The sequence below is a fragment of the Rhizobium aureum genome (assembly GCF_030182495.1).
GTDB classification, from domain to species: domain Bacteria; phylum Pseudomonadota; class Alphaproteobacteria; order Rhizobiales; family Rhizobiaceae; genus Rhizobium; species Rhizobium tropici_C.
In genome coordinates this window covers 35646-49279 of record NZ_JAQJCI010000026.1, presented here as the reverse complement: position 1 = coordinate 49279, position 13634 = coordinate 35646, and the positions used below count along the sequence as shown (strand labels likewise).

Here is a 13634-nt window from a genome sequence, read left to right as displayed (position 1 = left end):
TCGGTTTCGCATATTGTCGGCTTCTTGAAGGGCAAGACGGCCCTTTACGTAGCGAACAAATATGCGCGCAAGCGCCGCTACAAAGGGTATCACTTTTGGGCACGCGGGTATTTCGTATCGACGACGGGCTATAACGAGCAGGTCGTCAGACAATATATCCGTAATCAGGAAAAGGCCGACAAAGCTTCCGACTTTGCCGACCTCTTCAATCGTAGCTACTAAGCGCTAACAATACCGCTTCTAGCGGTTCAAGCGCAGCGTTTCAAACCTCCACCTCTGGTGGAGGTCATGACTTTTCCCGACTTTCCGAGGGCGGGGCAGGTTCCTGTGCCGGAGGCTTCATTCCGCCGCCAGATTGACCTTCAGCTTTTGCAACTGATCGCGCAGATTGGCCATTTCGGCCATGTCGCAGCCGGTCGCCTGGCCGATGGCATTCATGATCGTGCCGACCTGGCAATTCATGCCTGCGCCTTTTTCCGTCAGGGAAATGATCACTTGCCGCTCGTCCTTCGGGTCTCGCGCCCGGCTGATCAGGCCGGCCTGTTCGAGCCGCTTCAGCAATGGCGACAGCGTTCCGGAATCGAGGTCCAGCTTCTCGCCGATGGTCTTGACCGACAGACGGCCCTTTTCCCATAGCACCAGCATGACGAGATATTGCGGATAGGTGAGGCCGACGCGATCGAGAATCGGCTTGTAGGCCCGGTTAAAGGCATGCGCAGCGCTGTAGACGGCAAAACAAAGCTGGCTTTCCAGCCGCTTTTCCTCGTCAGGTATCATGGTCTGCCCATCCGCCTTGTCCGTCATTGCTGCTCCGCCATTTTTCTTGTTGCAGGCATTGTCACAAATTCACTTTGCAAAATCAAATTGCAAAAAATACATATTGCGCGCGATTAAATCGTGATGTATATAATCGTTATCCAAACACAAAAGGAGGCATGACATGCCAATTCTCTATACCACCAAAGCTTCCGCCACCGGTGGCCGTGCCGGCCATGCAGTTTCCGAAAACGGTGTCCTCGATGTCACGCTGACCGTGCCGAAGGAACTCGGCGGCGACGGTGCCACGGGCACCAATCCGGAGCAGCTCTTTGCAGCCGGCTATTCCGCCTGCTTCCTGGGCGCCCTGAAATTTGTCGCAGGCCAGCAGAAGGTCAAGATTCCGGAAGACGCGAAGGTGACTGCGACTGTCGGCATCGGCCCGCGCGCGGATGGCGGCGGCTTCGGCATCGAAGTGTCTCTGGCGGTCCATATCCCCGGCATGGACAAGGCCGAGGCTGAAAAGCTCGCTGCCGCGGCGCATATCGTATGCCCCTACAGCCACGCCATGCGCACCTCGACCGAAGTGCCGTTCACCGTCGTCTGAGGCGAGCTGCGGCATAGCTTGAAAGCTTCGGGAGCAGAGGTCTCGCCTCTGCTCCTTTTCTTTTGCAAGAAATATGCTATATTCTTTCTTAGGAAAGGATTGCCTATGACAATGGCACAGATAGCAGGCCAGACAAGACCTGGCGAAGCACTCGTCCTTACTAAGGCGGTGGTCAATGCCGCCGACCGGCTGGGATTGAACGCCCGCATATTGGCGGCCGTCATCGGTGTCTCGGAAGCAACGGTGTCGCGTATGAAGCGGCAGGATCATTTGCTGGAGCGCAACAGCAAGCCGTTCGAGTTGGCCGTGCTTTTCGTTCGGCTCTTCCGCTCGCTCGATGCCATCGTGGGTGGCGACGAAGCTGTGGCCCGCCAATGGCTGCGCAACGGCAATCTCGCCTTCGGCGCAGCGCCCATCGACAAGATCATTTCGATTTCTGGTTTGACCGATGTCCTTGCCTATCTGGACGCCCGCCGCGCTCTTATCTGAGGCAAGGGCCATTTCCGGCCGTTATTGGCGACTGGTGGAAGCGCAGCATCAGGTCTCGACGCTGAAGCTTGTGGAGACGCTCGAGGAGCAGGCGCTTCTCGAAAGTCTATTGGAGGAAAGCAAGCCGGTCCTGCCGCCGGAATGCGCCGGTCTCGACTATCTGCTCGCAACACCCTTCCGCTATGGTGCGATCTACCCGCACGGCTCTCGTTTCCGTCGCGCTGGCCGCACGCTTGGCGTTTTCTACGCCTCCGAGCAGGTGGAAACGGCCCTGGCGGAGATGAGCTTCTATCGGCTGCTCTTTTTCCGTGATTCGCCCGACACGCCGCTGCCGGCCAATGCAGCGGAATACACCGCTTTTGCCGCGTCGATCGCCACGAAGGCAGCGATCGACCTGACCATATCCCCTCTGGATCGCGACCGGCAGCACTGGGCCGATCCGGTCAACTACGAAGCATGCCAGTTGCTTGCCGAAGCGGCGCGGGCCGGCGGCATCGAAGCGATCCTCTACCGATCTGTTCGGGATCCTCGGGGCGGCAGGAACATCGCACTCCTGACGGCCAGGGCCTTCTCCGCGCGCGAGCCGGTGGAGCGCCAGACATGGCGCATCCGGCTGTCGCGCGCTGGTGTCCAGGCGCTCTCCGAATTCCCCCGGCGTCGCATCGGCTTCGAAAGGCAGGATTTCGATCGCGATCCCCGCTTGTCGGAGCCGCCATTCAGAGCAGAATAGCAAGATCGCGGCGCAAACGGTCGCCATTGCCGTCGGGCAGCCGCTCTTCGAGGGCCGCATGCGTTGTCTTCCAGACCGGCACGGCGGCGGCAAGCGCTGCCTTTCCGGATGGCGTGAGGCTGAGAAGGCGAGCTCTTCGGTCTTTGGGATTGGGGACAATATTGATCCATCCGCGCCGCTCCAGTGGCTTCAAGGCCGCCGTCAGCGTCGTCTGATCTATTGCGAGCAATGCCGTGACCGATCCCATGGAGGCCGGCGCCGGCCGGTTCAGGGACATCATCAGGGAGAATTGGCCGTTGGTGAGCCCAAACGGCCTCAGCGCTTCGTCAAAACGACGGGCAAGAGCGCGCGCGGCACGCTGCACATGCAGGCAGAGGCAGGTATCGCGTACTAACAGCGTGGTTTCAAAGGGGATTTCGACTGAGTTTGACATGATTCATTAATATTGATATCAATATATTTGTCAAGATTTGGGAATGAAAACGCCGGAGGAGGGCGCTGACAATGAACCAGGTCGTTTCCAGGGAAGTGTGGCTCGAAGCCCGCCGCCAGCTGCTCGCCAGGGAGAAGGAGGCAACGCGTCTTCGCGATCGCGTCAATGCCGAACGCCTGGCCTTACCCTGGGTGAAGGTCGAGAAAGACTATGTTTTCGACACGCCGGCCGGCAAGAAGACGCTTGCGGATCTCTTCGATGGCCGCAGCCAGCTGATCATCTATCACTTCATGCTCGGCCCGGATTGGGATGCCGGCTGCACCGGCTGCTCCTTCCTCGCCGATCATTTCGATGGAACGCTTCCGCATCTCAACAACCACGATGTCACGCTGGTCGCCGTTGCCCGCGCGCCGATCGAAAAGATAGAGGCCTACAAGAAACGCATGGGCTGGAAGTTCCCATGGGTGTCGTCCTTCTCCAATGATTTTAATTTCGACTATCACGTCTCTTTCACCAAAGAGCAGCTTGCCGGTGAAAAGGTGTTCTATAACTTCACCGATATGGACGCCGCCAACGGCAATGACGAGTTGCCGGGACTTAGCGCCTTCTACAAGGATGAAGCCGGCAATATCTTTCACACCTATTCCAGCTATGCCCGCGGCGGTGAGGAAATGATCGGTACGCTGATGATCCTCGACAACGCGCCGAAGGGCCGGAATGAAGACCGCACCATGGATTTCGTGCGTCGCCACGACGAATATCAGGAGGCGGCGAAGGCGGGCTCCTGCTGCCATTGAGGCATGACGGGACTGCCAAATTCATGCCATGCGGCGCAAGGGGTCGAATTATTACGCCTTGCGCCTAGTTAAGACCTGGAGCCTGCTTGCCGGGAAACGACGGGTTATCGATGAGCCATCGTTCGGCCGTCACTTTCATCGGCCATGATGCGCGTGTGCCGACATCAGGCTCAAGACAAGACGGATGACCGCAACAATCACAACAGGGAGAGACGCGATGGCTGAGAAAGGATATTTTGTCTGGTACGAGCTGATGACCACCGACATGGCGGCGGCCGAAGCTTTTTATCGCAAGGTGGTTGGCTGGGATGCGGCGGATGCCGGCATGCCGGAAGTCGGCATGGACTATACGCTGTTCAGCGCTGGTGCCGGCCCTGTTGCAGGCTTGATGATCTTGCCGGAGGGGGCGAAGGCCATGGGCACCCCGCCCTGCTGGACCGGCTATATCGGCGTTCCCGATGTCGACGAGACGGCAAAGACGATCGCCGCCAAGGGTGGCAAGATCTATCGCGAGCCGACCGACATTCCAAGCGTCGGCAGATTTGCCGTCGTCTCCGATCCCTATGGCGCCGCCTTCTGCCTCTTCACGCCGCTGCCGGGCCAGGATTGGCAGCCGCCAGCCCCCGCCACCCCAGGCTATTTCGGCTGGCATGAGCTCTATGCCGGCAACGGCCCGAAGGCCTTCGATTTCTACAGCGAGATGTTCGGCTGGGAATTGAGCTCCGATTTCGACATGGGGCCGATGGGCAAATACAAGATCTTCAAGATCGGCGATCGGGACTTCGGCGGCATCATGACCAAACCGGCGGAAATGCCCACGCCCGCCTGGAATTTCTACATCAACGTCCCGGCGATCGATGCGGCGATCACCCGCATCACGGAAGGCGGCGGCAAGATTGCCAACGGCCCGATGGAAGTCCCCGGCGGCAGCTGGATCGTCCAGGCCACCGACCCGCAGGGCGCCTTCTTTTCGCTGGTTGCGCCGGTGCGGTAGTTTTCACCCTCCCCTTGAGGGAATAGTACCTCCCCCTCGAGGGGGAGGTCGCCGCAAAGCGGTGGGTGGGGGTGACACCCAGATCTGTAAAGATCGTCGCAGATCACCCCACCCCCGGAGGTTCGCTCCGACCCTCCCCCTCAAGGGGAGGGTGATTTTTTACCGCTTCAAGCTGCCGAGAATGCCGCGCACCAGCGCCCGTCCGACCTGCGTGGCGACCGTGCGCGCCACGCTCTTCAACGCCGCTTCCATGATCGTTTCGCGTTGATAGCCCGAACGACGCCCGGCAGGCTTGCCGCTGTCGCCGCCGAATCCGGGCAGGGTCCAGCCATCGCCGGCACTCTCGTTCTGCGGCGCTGCCGCCTTGCTCGCACGCTCCGCCAGGATTTCATAAGCCGACTCGCGATCGATCGTCTGGTCGTAGACGCCGGCGACCAGGCTTGCATTGATGATCGCCTGCCGCTCGGCGTCGCTGACCGGGCCGATGCGGCCGGACGGAGGGCGGATCAGCGTGCGCTCCACAACCGACGGCGCACCCTTGCCCTCCAGCATCGATACGAGCGCCTCGCCGGTACCAAGCGTTGTGATGACGGTGGCGCAATCGAAGGCGGGATTGGGCCGGAATGTCGAGGCCGCCGTCTGCACGGCCTTCTGCTCACGCGGCGAATAGGCGCGAAGCGCATGCTGCACGCGGTTGCCGAGCTGCGCCAGCACCGTTTCCGGCACGTCGAGCGGGTTCTGGGTGACGAAATAGACGCCGACACCCTTGGAGCGGATAAGGCGCACAACTTGCTCGACGCGTTCGATCAGCACCTTCGGCGCGTCGTTGAAGAGCAGGTGCGCCTCATCGAAGAAGAAGACCAGCTTCGGCTTTTCCGGATCGCCCACTTCGGGCAGTTCCTCGAACAGCTCGGAGAGCAGCCACAGCAGGAAGGTGGCATAGAGGCGCGGGTTCATCATCAGCTTCTCGGCTGCGAGCACCGAAACCTGGCCGTAGCCGTCATTACTGACGCGCATGATGTCGGAGATTTTGAGCGCCGGCTCGCCGAAGAAGTTTTCCGCGCCCTGCTGTTCCAGCACGAGCATGGCCCGCTGGATCGAGCCGACCGACGACTTCGAGATCAGGCCGTATTTGCTGGAAAGCTCGCTGGCATTCTCACCCATATAGTTCAGCAGCGCCTGCAGGTCCTTGAGATCGAGCAGTGCCAGGCCGTTTTCATCGGCGATCTTGAAGGCGATGTTGAGCACGCCCTCCTGCGCCTCGGACGCATCCATCAAGCGTGCCAGCAGCAGCGGCCCCATCTCGGCGATGGTCGTGCGCACGCGATGGCCTTTTTCGCCATAGAGGTCCCAGAAGATCACCGGGAACTGATCGAATTCATAGGGCGAGAGGCCGATCTCTTCGGCACGCTTCAGCAGGAAATCCTTGGCCTCGCCCTTGGCGGCGATGCCGGAGAGATCGCCCTTGATGTCGGCACAGAAGACGGGCACGCCGGCCTTGGAAAATCCCTCCGCCAGCACCTGCAGCGTCACCGTCTTGCCGGTGCCCGTCGCGCCGGTGACGAGGCCGTGGCGGTTGCCGAATTTCAGCGTCAGGAACTCGTCCTTGTTGATGCTGTCATCCGGATTGCGGCTCGCGCCGACGAAAATCTGTCCATCCTGCTGCGGCATGGTGTCGTCTCCCTTAAAGCACTTCCAGCAAAAGTGCGAAGCGGTTTTGCGTCCGGAACTGCGTAAAAACAAAAAGATAGAGCGTTTTCGCGATTCGAAGAAAAGCGGAAATGCTCTAGAACATGATGCCGAAAAGTGTCACCGGTTTTCCGACGACATCATGCTCTACCTATTTGATCCTAGTACCGGGTGATTCTGGATCGATTCGATCCAGAATCACCCGGTACTAGGGCGGCGGCACAGCAGCCTTTCGGGCTGTCAGGGCCATTCATCGATTTGTCCTGACACTGTTATAAGAACTGACTTGAATGCGGACAACTGTTCGCGTCGCGGTTATGCTTCTGGTAGCGTAAGGACCGCCAGCGCGGCTTGTGCCGGTCGCTTCATTCAGTTACGTTGACGTTAACGTCGTAAAGGTAGGAGGCCACAATGAACGAAGTTATTGATCAGATCGCGACCAAAGCCGGCATCGCTCCCGACCTCGCGGAAAAGGCCGTCGGCATGATTCTCGGCTTCCTGCAGCGCGAAGCTCCGGATGGTCCTGTCACCAAGATGATCGAATCCATTCCCGGCGCCAGCGATCTCGTTGCGCAATATAACGGCGAGGAAACGGGCGGCGGTGGTCTGCTGGGTGGCCTGCTCAGCGCCGTCGGCGGCGGCGGCGGCCTGATGGCGCTCGGCCAGCAGCTGATGAGCAGCGGTCTCAGCATGGGCGAAATCACCTCGCTCGCCAAGGAGACGATTGCAACCGCCCGCCAGCATGCCGGCGACGAGGTAGTCGACCAGGTTGTCAGTTCCGTCCCGGGCCTGCACCAGTTTATCTAGGCCGGAGACGCGTTCTCTTGATGACGAGAGAGCCGACTGGCTAATGGTCATTGGTTTCATCCGTTGACTTCATGGGCGCGCTCCGCAGTTTACGCATCGATTGCTTCGAATCTCTCGGCCTTCGCCCTTGGGCGAGGGCCGTGGCTTTTGAGGAGGCAGCTTCGTGCCAGATAGCCCTATCCCGGCCCTTATGCCAAGCAGGTCCGGTCATCAGTTCATCCTCTATGGTGATGCCTGTTCCGGTATCCCCGGCGCCCTGCATGAAAGCACTTTCGCCAGCGTCAATCAGATCCTGCGCAGGCTCGATCCGCACCCAGAATTCATTCTGTTTCCGGGTGACGAGATCATCGGGCTAACTGCCGATCCGGATGCATTGCGGGCGCAATGGCGACATTGGCTTGATCATGAGATGGCATGGCTTGATCGCCGTAAAACGCCGCTTTGGCATACGACAGGCAACCACACGGCCTATGACGAGATGAGCGAGAGGATTTTCCGCGAGGTGCTTCAGCTGCCCGAGAACGGGCCTGTGGGGCAGGAAGGACTATCCTACTGGGTTCGTCGCGACGATCTGTTGTTGGTGTTCGTACATACGTTGTGGACTGGATTAGGCGGCGAGGGGCACGTCGAAACGGAGTGGCTGGAAGCGACGCTAAAGGCGCATTCCGATGCCAGGTATAAGATTGTGCTGGGTCATCACCCTGTTTTCCCCGTCAATGGATATTCCGGTGCATACCAGCGGGAGATCGGTCACGAATACGCGAAGCCATTCTGGGATATTCTCGTGGACGCCGATGTCCTGGCTTATGTCTGCAGCCATATGCTGGTTTTCGACGTTCAAGTTCATCGCGGCGTCCTGCAGCTTTGTACGGCGGGAGCGGGGACGGCGCACCGGATGCCGGAAGGTGTGGAGTATCTCCATTGCGTTCAGGCCGCATTGGACGCCGATGGATTTCGCTATCAGGTGCTCGACATTGACGGCATCGTTCGCGAGCGGCTGCAATGGCCTTTTAAAGCGGCTGAGACGTTGCGACACCTGTCACAAGGATTGAATAAAGCCGATTTTGACGGTCTCAGAGGCGATGATTATATCGTTCACCTCCGGATATCCGGATGCTTGGCAGACGAGGCGCATGCCCCGGCGCAAACGCTATTTTCCGCTTTCGGACCCGAAGAGATCGCCCCCATCTGGCTGGGCTTGCGTGGTCCCCGGCAGACACTGACTTTGATTCTTGGCCGCGATCCCGGCCGCAGTCCGCATTATTGGTTCGGGCCTGATCTCGCTCCGGGCCGACCATTCGATATAGATATTGCCCTACACGCCGGCATGGGGCCTGGTGGTATGCTCTTTCGTATGCCGACTGACCACGGATGGAGCTCGCTCAAGGGCGCATCGGCAACCGGTCTCGAGCGCACCATATGGCCTGAACGATGGGCTGTGGGCCATGCCCAGGGCGGCGTCGCGGACCGTCCCTTCATGGGCAAGGACCTGGCTGTCCAGATTGCGGCGTCGGCATGATCGCCTCCGCCGCAGTGATTAGCCTTCAAACCTAAATCTTCCTGCCCTTCGGCGTCCCATCGATCTCATGCCATTTGCGGCCGTCGCGTTCGATGAGCTCGTCGGCGCAGGCAGGACCAGTGCTGCCGGGCGCATAGGGATCGGGTTTGCCGCCCTCTGCCCAGAGATCGAGGAAGGGCTGCACGGCTGCCCAGCCGGCTTCGATGCCATCGGCGCGCTGGAACAGGGTCTGGTCACCGACGAAGAGTTCGTAGAACAGGCTTTCGTAGCCAGTCTGCTTGCCGATGTCGAAACTGTCGGCATAGCGGAAGTCGAGCGAGACCGGCGCTGTTTTCAGCACCAGCCCCGGCGATTTGATGGAGATTTCCATGTCCAGCCCCTCGTCGGGCTGCACCTGGATGATGAGCCTGTTCGGCGGAAGTTCCGGGCGGGATTCGTGGCGCGGGAATTGTGCAAAAGGCACCTGCCGGAAGGTGATCACCACCTCCGTATCGCGTGCCTTCATCGCCTTGCCCGTGCGCAGGTAGAAGGGCACGCCGGCCCAGCGCCAGGTATCGACGAACAGCTTCAGCGCCACGAAGGTTTCGGTATTGCTGTCAGGCGCGACGTCTGCGGTCTGGGTATAGGCGGGCAGATCGTGGCCGGCGAGCGGGCCGGCCGTATAGGCGCCGCGCACGCCATTCTTGGCCGCTTCCTCACGCGAATAAAGACGCAGGGCTTTCAGCACCTTGCCCTTTTCATTGCGGATCGATTCCGCATCAAAGCTGTTCGGCGGCTCCATCGCCACCATGGCCAGCAGCTGGAAGAGGTGGTTCGGCACCATGTCGCGAAGCGCGCCGGTCGCATCGTAGAACTTGCCGCGCATGCCCACATCGACCAGTTCGGCCGCCGTAATCTGGACGTGATCGATATAATTGTTGTTCCACAGCGCCTCGATCATCATGTTGGCGAAGCGCGTCGTCATGATGTTCTGGACGGTTTCCTTGCCGAGGAAGTGGTCGATGCGATAGATTTGGCTTTCGGACACATGGTTCAGCAGCCGCGCGTTCAAAGCCTGTGCCGAGGCAAGATCGTGGCCGAAGGGCTTTTCGATTGCGATGCGGCGGAAGGCGCCGGTCGCCTCGTTCATCAGCCCGTTTTCGGATAGTTTCTCGGCGATATCGCCGAAGAAGCGTGGCGGTACGGCGAAATAGAAGGCCGCATTGGCGCTTGCCGCATGCGAGAGATAGTCCGAAATCTCCTTGTAGACGCCATTCTGCGTGAAGTCGCCCGAGATATAGCTGATGCGCTTGCGCAGGCTCTGCCACGCGGCTTGCCGCTCGGGATCGTCCATATCGCCGGAGGTCTTCAGGAATGATTCCAGGCGATCCACCAGCATGTCGACGCCGCCGGTCTCTATGCCGATACCGAGAATGTGCAAATCCTCTCCGACGAGCCCGCTGCGGGTCATGTTGATCAGAGTCGGGATCAGCAGGCGCCGGGTGAGATCGCCGGCAGCACCGAAAATCACGAAGGTCAGGGGCGGGGCGGGCGCCAGGTCGGGGGTGGTCATGGGCGCTTCTCCTTCTGACAAACATGGAGCGGATTTCTGGGGGGCATCGACTATCTCCTCGGAGCTATTGCTGTTTTAGCCTCGGCTGAAGGTGTTCTAGCGCGGGCCGGCGCCGGTTGTCGATGGGATCGGCACGCCGGCGTCAGTCTGTTTCGGAACGGATCGGTTCCTAGTTTTTTACGGCAACCAGGAAGAGCCGTGGGAACCGCAGCAGCACCTTGCCGTCGACGAGCGGCGGATATGCCTTTTCGACGTGCTTCAGATATTCGGCGGTGAAGGCATCGCGATGCTCTGCGCCGGCATGGTCGAGGTAAGGGCGCAGGCCCGTGCCCTTCACCCATTCGACGATGGCGGCGGCATTCTCCAGCACGTGATTGTAGTTGGTGTGCCAGATATCGACCCGGGCCGATTTGCCGATCAGCCTGTTGTAATAGACCGACGGCGCGGGCAGCGGATTGCGCCGGACGCTCTTCTTGGCGAAGGCATCGCTCCAGGGACCGTTCTTTGCGGTCTCTTCCATCATCAGATGGCTCTGCTCGGTCAGGTTGTCGGGCATTTGCACGGCAAGCACGCCGCCAGGTTTCAGCCCGTCCATCAGGTGGTCGAGGATGTCGAGATGATTGGGCAACCACTGAAACACCGCATTGGCAAAAAGCAGGTCCAAGGGTTCCTGCGGCCGCCACGTGGCGAGATCGGCCTTTTCAAAGTGCGTGCCGGGCATGCGCTTGCGAGCGGCCTCCAGCATATTGTCGTCGCTATCGAGGCCGGAGACACCGGCGGTGCCATAACGCTCGACGATCAGCTCGGTCGAATTGCCAGGGCCGCAGCCGAGGTCGATCGCTCGCTCGACGCGCTCCAGCGGCACTTGCGCCAAGAGGTCCCGTGCCGGGCGCGTGCGTTCATCCTCGAATTTAACATATTGGCCGGCAGACCATGCCATAAGCGTATCCTCTTCGTGGATTGCCGTTTCCCCGATGCGCATAGCACCGGGATATATCAGAACCGTGTAATGACGCTGATGCCCTTGCCCTCGGCCTTATCAAGCGTCATCAGCGCCGGAACGGCTTCTTCCAGGCTGATCCTGCGGCCGATGAGCTTCTGCGGCGCGATCTTGCCGGCGGCGAGCATGTCGAGCATGGCATCGTAGCGCCAGGCCTGCATGCCGTGGCTGCCGTAAATCTCGAGTTCATGGCCGATGACCTGCGCCATCGGGATCTGCGGCGTTGCGTAGTCACTGAGCATGAGGCCGACCTGCACATGCCGGCCGCGCCGTCGCAGGTTCTTGATGGAGTTGAAACAGGTCGTGGGATGGCCGAGCGCATCGATCGAGACATGCGCGCCACCCTTGGTGATCTCGCGCACCGCCTCGGCCACATCGGTGATCTCAGACGCATTGATGGTTGCCACCGCGCCGCACTCGCGGGCGAAGGCCAGCTTCTCGTCGGAAATGTCGATGGCGATGGCATTGGCGCCAAGGGCGCTCGCAATCATGATCGCCGACAGCCCGACGCCGCCACAGCCATGCACGGCGATCCACTCGCCTGGACGGGTCTTGGCCTGGTCGGCAACGGCGCGGAAGGAGGTGGCGAAACGGCAGCCGAGGCTTGCCGCCGTCGCATCGTCGACCGTCTTGGGCAGGTGGACGAGATTGGTGTCGGCGTAGTCGATCGCCACATATTCTGCAAAGGAGCCCCAATGGGTGAAGCCGGGCTGGAACTGACTGGGGCAGACCTGCTGGTTACCGGAATGGCATTCGGCGCAATGACCGCAGCCGGAGACGAAGGGAACGGTGACGCGATCGCCGACCTTGAAACGGACGACGCCGCGCCCTGTCGCCACGACCTTGCCGGCAAGCTCATGGCCCGGCACATGCGGCAGCCTGATATCCGGATCATGTCCCATCCAGCCATGCCAGTCGCTGCGGCAGAGCCCGGTCGCCCCGACGGCGATGACGACGCCGTCCTCACCCGGTGTCGGGTCCGGCAGGGTACGGATTTCGGGTGTCGCCTCGAAGGTCTCGTAATACATCGCTTTCATGGGAGTTCTCGCTCTTCCCTGACGGTTTGGCCGGCTCATCATTTTTCCTGATGGACCTATTCGTCAAGCTGTTGTTTCGACGCATGAAAATTGCGCCATGAATGCGGTATCGAGCGCTTTGTTGCAAATGAATTTTGCCGCATAGTTTCTGCTTGACCCTTGGGTTGCGCGGTTATTTGCTTTTCGCCACCCAGAGCAATTCCAGGAAAAGCGCGTAGCGATTTTCCGGCTGGAGCTGCATGAAAACAAAGAGATGGAGCGGTTCGGAGAGTCCACGAAAAGCTGGATCGCTTGAGGAGAGGAAGCACCATGTCCGTCGATACGTCGCCCCGCACCACCACCTGGACCCATGTCGAGGGAGAATGGCTCTCCGGCAATCCGCCGCTGATCGGGCCGACTTCGCATGCCATGTGGCTCGGTTCGACAGTGTTCGATGGCGCGCGCTGGTTCGACGGCATTGCGCCCGATCTCGATCTCCATTGCCAGCGTATCAATCATTCGGCCGTCGCCATGGGGCTGAAGGCGATCAAGACCTCGCAGGAGATCGAGGCGCTCGCCTGGGAAGGTATCAGGAAATTCGACGGCAAGACGCCCATCTATATCAAGCCGATGTATTGGGGCGAGCATGGCTCGCCGGGCAGCGTCGTTGCCGTCGATGCGGAATCGACGCGCTTCGCCCTCTGCCTGTTCGAGGCGCCGCTTGGCGGCAATGGCGGCATCACGCTCACGGTCTCGCCCTTCCGCCGCCCGTCGCCGGAAACGGCGATGACCGACGCCAAGGCCGGCTCGCTCTATCCGAACAGCGGCCGCATGATCCTGGAGGCGAGAAGTCGCGGTTTCAACAATGCGCTCGTGCGCGACATCAACGGCAACGTTGTCGAAACGGCATCCTCCAACGTCTTCATGGTCAAGGACGGTATCGTCTATACGCCCGTCGCCAACCGCACCTTCCTTGCCGGCATCACGCGCGCCCGCGTCATCGGTCTGCTACGCCAGGAGGGCTTCGATGTGCGGGAGGAAACCCTATCCGTCGAACAGTTCATGGGCGCCGACGAAATCTTCACGACCGGCAACTATTCCAAGGTCGTCAGCGTCAACCGCTTGGACGACCGCGAATTCCAGGAAGGACCGGTCGCCCGCAAGGCGCTGGAACTCTATATGGATTGGGCTCACGGCCGCAGCGCCAGCGAGGAATAACCCTTTTCGTAAGGAGAAGGACATGCG

General features: G+C 60.3%; 15 protein-coding genes. 9 read left to right on the top strand and 6 right to left on the bottom strand.

Annotated features, from left to right (window positions below; genetic code table 11):
• Positions 1-222, top strand: a 222-nt coding sequence (locus PH552_RS31705) for a transposase (RefSeq protein ID WP_285165947.1), incomplete at its 5' end; no start/stop codon positions are given.
• 117 nt (positions 223-339) lie between these two features.
• On the opposite strand, the gene PH552_RS31700 is transcribed toward PH552_RS31705, so the two are convergent.
• A complete protein-coding gene (locus tag PH552_RS31700) occupies positions 340-804 on the bottom strand; it encodes a MarR family winged helix-turn-helix transcriptional regulator (protein ID WP_112340301.1) in 465 nt (154 codons plus the stop codon).
• A 136-nt stretch (positions 805-940) separates the two neighbouring features.
• Between PH552_RS31700 and PH552_RS31695 the strand changes: the two genes are divergently transcribed.
• From PH552_RS31695 to PH552_RS31685, 3 genes are all read left to right on the top strand, one after another.
• The gene (locus tag PH552_RS31695) at positions 941-1363 is read left to right on the top strand and encodes an organic hydroperoxide resistance protein (protein ID WP_112340302.1); all 423 of its coding nucleotides are present in this window, start codon (positions 941-943) and stop codon (positions 1361-1363) included.
• 105 nt (positions 1364-1468) lie between these two features.
• Entirely contained in the window at positions 1469-1852 is a 384-nt protein-coding gene (locus tag PH552_RS31690) for an MbcA/ParS/Xre antitoxin family protein (protein WP_113251766.1), read from the top strand.
• Complete coding sequence (locus PH552_RS31685) at positions 1812-2582, top strand: RES family NAD+ phosphorylase (protein WP_113251767.1); 771 nt, start codon at positions 1812-1814, stop codon at positions 2580-2582. Before PH552_RS31690 ends, PH552_RS31685 begins: the two co-directional genes overlap by 41 nt.
• On the opposite strand, the gene PH552_RS31680 is transcribed toward PH552_RS31685, so the two are convergent.
• Positions 2569-3015: a MarR family winged helix-turn-helix transcriptional regulator gene (locus tag PH552_RS31680; protein WP_112340305.1), complete on the bottom strand. Its 447-nt coding sequence runs from the start codon at positions 3013-3015 to the stop codon at positions 2569-2571. The two genes, PH552_RS31685 and PH552_RS31680, sit on opposite strands and share 14 nt — an antisense overlap.
• Positions 3016-3086: 71 nt before the next feature.
• On the opposite strand from PH552_RS31680, the gene PH552_RS31675 reads away from it, so the two are divergent.
• Positions 3087-3812, top strand: a complete 726-nt coding sequence (locus tag PH552_RS31675; protein WP_113251768.1) for a DUF899 domain-containing protein — start codon at positions 3087-3089, stop codon at positions 3810-3812.
• A 217-nt stretch (positions 3813-4029) separates the two neighbouring features.
• Complete coding sequence (locus tag PH552_RS31670) at positions 4030-4806, top strand: VOC family protein (protein WP_113251769.1); 777 nt, start codon at positions 4030-4032, stop codon at positions 4804-4806.
• Between the two features lie 159 nt (positions 4807-4965).
• Here the strand turns inward: PH552_RS31670 and PH552_RS31665 are convergent, their stop codons facing one another.
• Positions 4966-6477, bottom strand: a complete 1512-nt coding sequence (locus tag PH552_RS31665; RefSeq protein WP_113251826.1) for a helicase HerA-like C-terminal domain-containing protein — start codon at positions 6475-6477, stop codon at positions 4966-4968.
• A 429-nt stretch (positions 6478-6906) separates the two neighbouring features.
• On the opposite strand from PH552_RS31665, the gene PH552_RS31660 reads away from it, so the two are divergent.
• Together PH552_RS31660 and PH552_RS31655 are read left to right on the top strand one after the other, a co-directional pair.
• A complete protein-coding gene (locus PH552_RS31660) occupies positions 6907-7302 on the top strand; it encodes a hypothetical protein (RefSeq protein ID WP_112340310.1) in 396 nt (131 codons plus the stop codon).
• Between the two features lie 163 nt (positions 7303-7465).
• Entirely contained in the window at positions 7466-8821 is a 1356-nt protein-coding gene (locus PH552_RS31655; RefSeq protein ID WP_113251825.1) for a metallophosphoesterase family protein, read from the top strand.
• 31 nt (positions 8822-8852) lie between these two features.
• On the opposite strand, the gene zwf is transcribed toward PH552_RS31655, so the two are convergent.
• From zwf to PH552_RS31640, 3 genes are all read right to left on the bottom strand, one after another.
• Positions 8853-10373 carry a glucose-6-phosphate dehydrogenase gene (gene zwf, locus PH552_RS31650; protein WP_183762964.1) on the bottom strand — a complete coding sequence of 507 codons (1521 nt, stop codon included), beginning with the start codon at positions 10371-10373 and terminating at the stop codon, positions 8853-8855.
• A 169-nt stretch (positions 10374-10542) separates the two neighbouring features.
• The gene (tam, locus tag PH552_RS31645) at positions 10543-11313 is read right to left on the bottom strand and encodes a trans-aconitate 2-methyltransferase (RefSeq protein WP_113251198.1); all 771 of its coding nucleotides are present in this window, start codon (positions 11311-11313) and stop codon (positions 10543-10545) included.
• A 56-nt stretch (positions 11314-11369) separates the two neighbouring features.
• Complete coding sequence (locus PH552_RS31640) at positions 11370-12410, bottom strand: zinc-dependent alcohol dehydrogenase family protein (protein ID WP_113251192.1); 1041 nt, start codon at positions 12408-12410, stop codon at positions 11370-11372.
• A gap of 309 nt (positions 12411-12719) precedes the next feature.
• Between PH552_RS31640 and PH552_RS31635 the strand changes: the two genes are divergently transcribed.
• Positions 12720-13607, top strand: coding sequence for a branched-chain amino acid aminotransferase (locus tag PH552_RS31635; RefSeq protein WP_113251191.1), 888 nt, complete (start codon positions 12720-12722; stop codon positions 13605-13607).
• The last annotated feature ends 27 nt before the right edge of the window (positions 13608-13634 follow it).

Bases quoted from the DNA above. Each gene is read 5' to 3' on its own strand.
- PH552_RS31700 (WP_112340301.1), bottom strand. From the start codon at position 804: ATGACGGACAAGGCGGATGGGCAGACCATGATACCTGACGAGGAAAAG.
- PH552_RS31695 (WP_112340302.1), top strand. From the start codon at position 941: ATGCCAATTCTCTATACCACCAAAGCTTCCGCCACCGGTGGCCGTGCC.
- PH552_RS31690 (WP_113251766.1), top strand. From the start codon at position 1,469: ATGACAATGGCACAGATAGCAGGCCAGACAAGACCTGGCGAAGCACTC.
- PH552_RS31685 (WP_113251767.1), top strand. From the start codon at position 1,812: ATGTCCTTGCCTATCTGGACGCCCGCCGCGCTCTTATCTGAGGCAAGG.
- PH552_RS31680 (WP_112340305.1), bottom strand. From the start codon at position 3,015: ATGTCAAACTCAGTCGAAATCCCCTTTGAAACCACGCTGTTAGTACGC.
- PH552_RS31675 (WP_113251768.1), top strand. From the start codon at position 3,087: ATGAACCAGGTCGTTTCCAGGGAAGTGTGGCTCGAAGCCCGCCGCCAG.
- PH552_RS31670 (WP_113251769.1), top strand. From the start codon at position 4,030: ATGGCTGAGAAAGGATATTTTGTCTGGTACGAGCTGATGACCACCGAC.
- PH552_RS31665 (WP_113251826.1), bottom strand. From the start codon at position 6,477: ATGCCGCAGCAGGATGGACAGATTTTCGTCGGCGCGAGCCGCAATCCG.
- PH552_RS31660 (WP_112340310.1), top strand. From the start codon at position 6,907: ATGAACGAAGTTATTGATCAGATCGCGACCAAAGCCGGCATCGCTCCC.
- zwf (WP_183762964.1), bottom strand. From the start codon at position 10,373: ATGACCACCCCCGACCTGGCGCCCGCCCCGCCCCTGACCTTCGTGATT.
- tam (WP_113251198.1), bottom strand. From the start codon at position 11,313: ATGGCATGGTCTGCCGGCCAATATGTTAAATTCGAGGATGAACGCACG.
- PH552_RS31640 (WP_113251192.1), bottom strand. From the start codon at position 12,410: ATGAAAGCGATGTATTACGAGACCTTCGAGGCGACACCCGAAATCCGT.
- PH552_RS31635 (WP_113251191.1), top strand. From the start codon at position 12,720: ATGTCCGTCGATACGTCGCCCCGCACCACCACCTGGACCCATGTCGAG.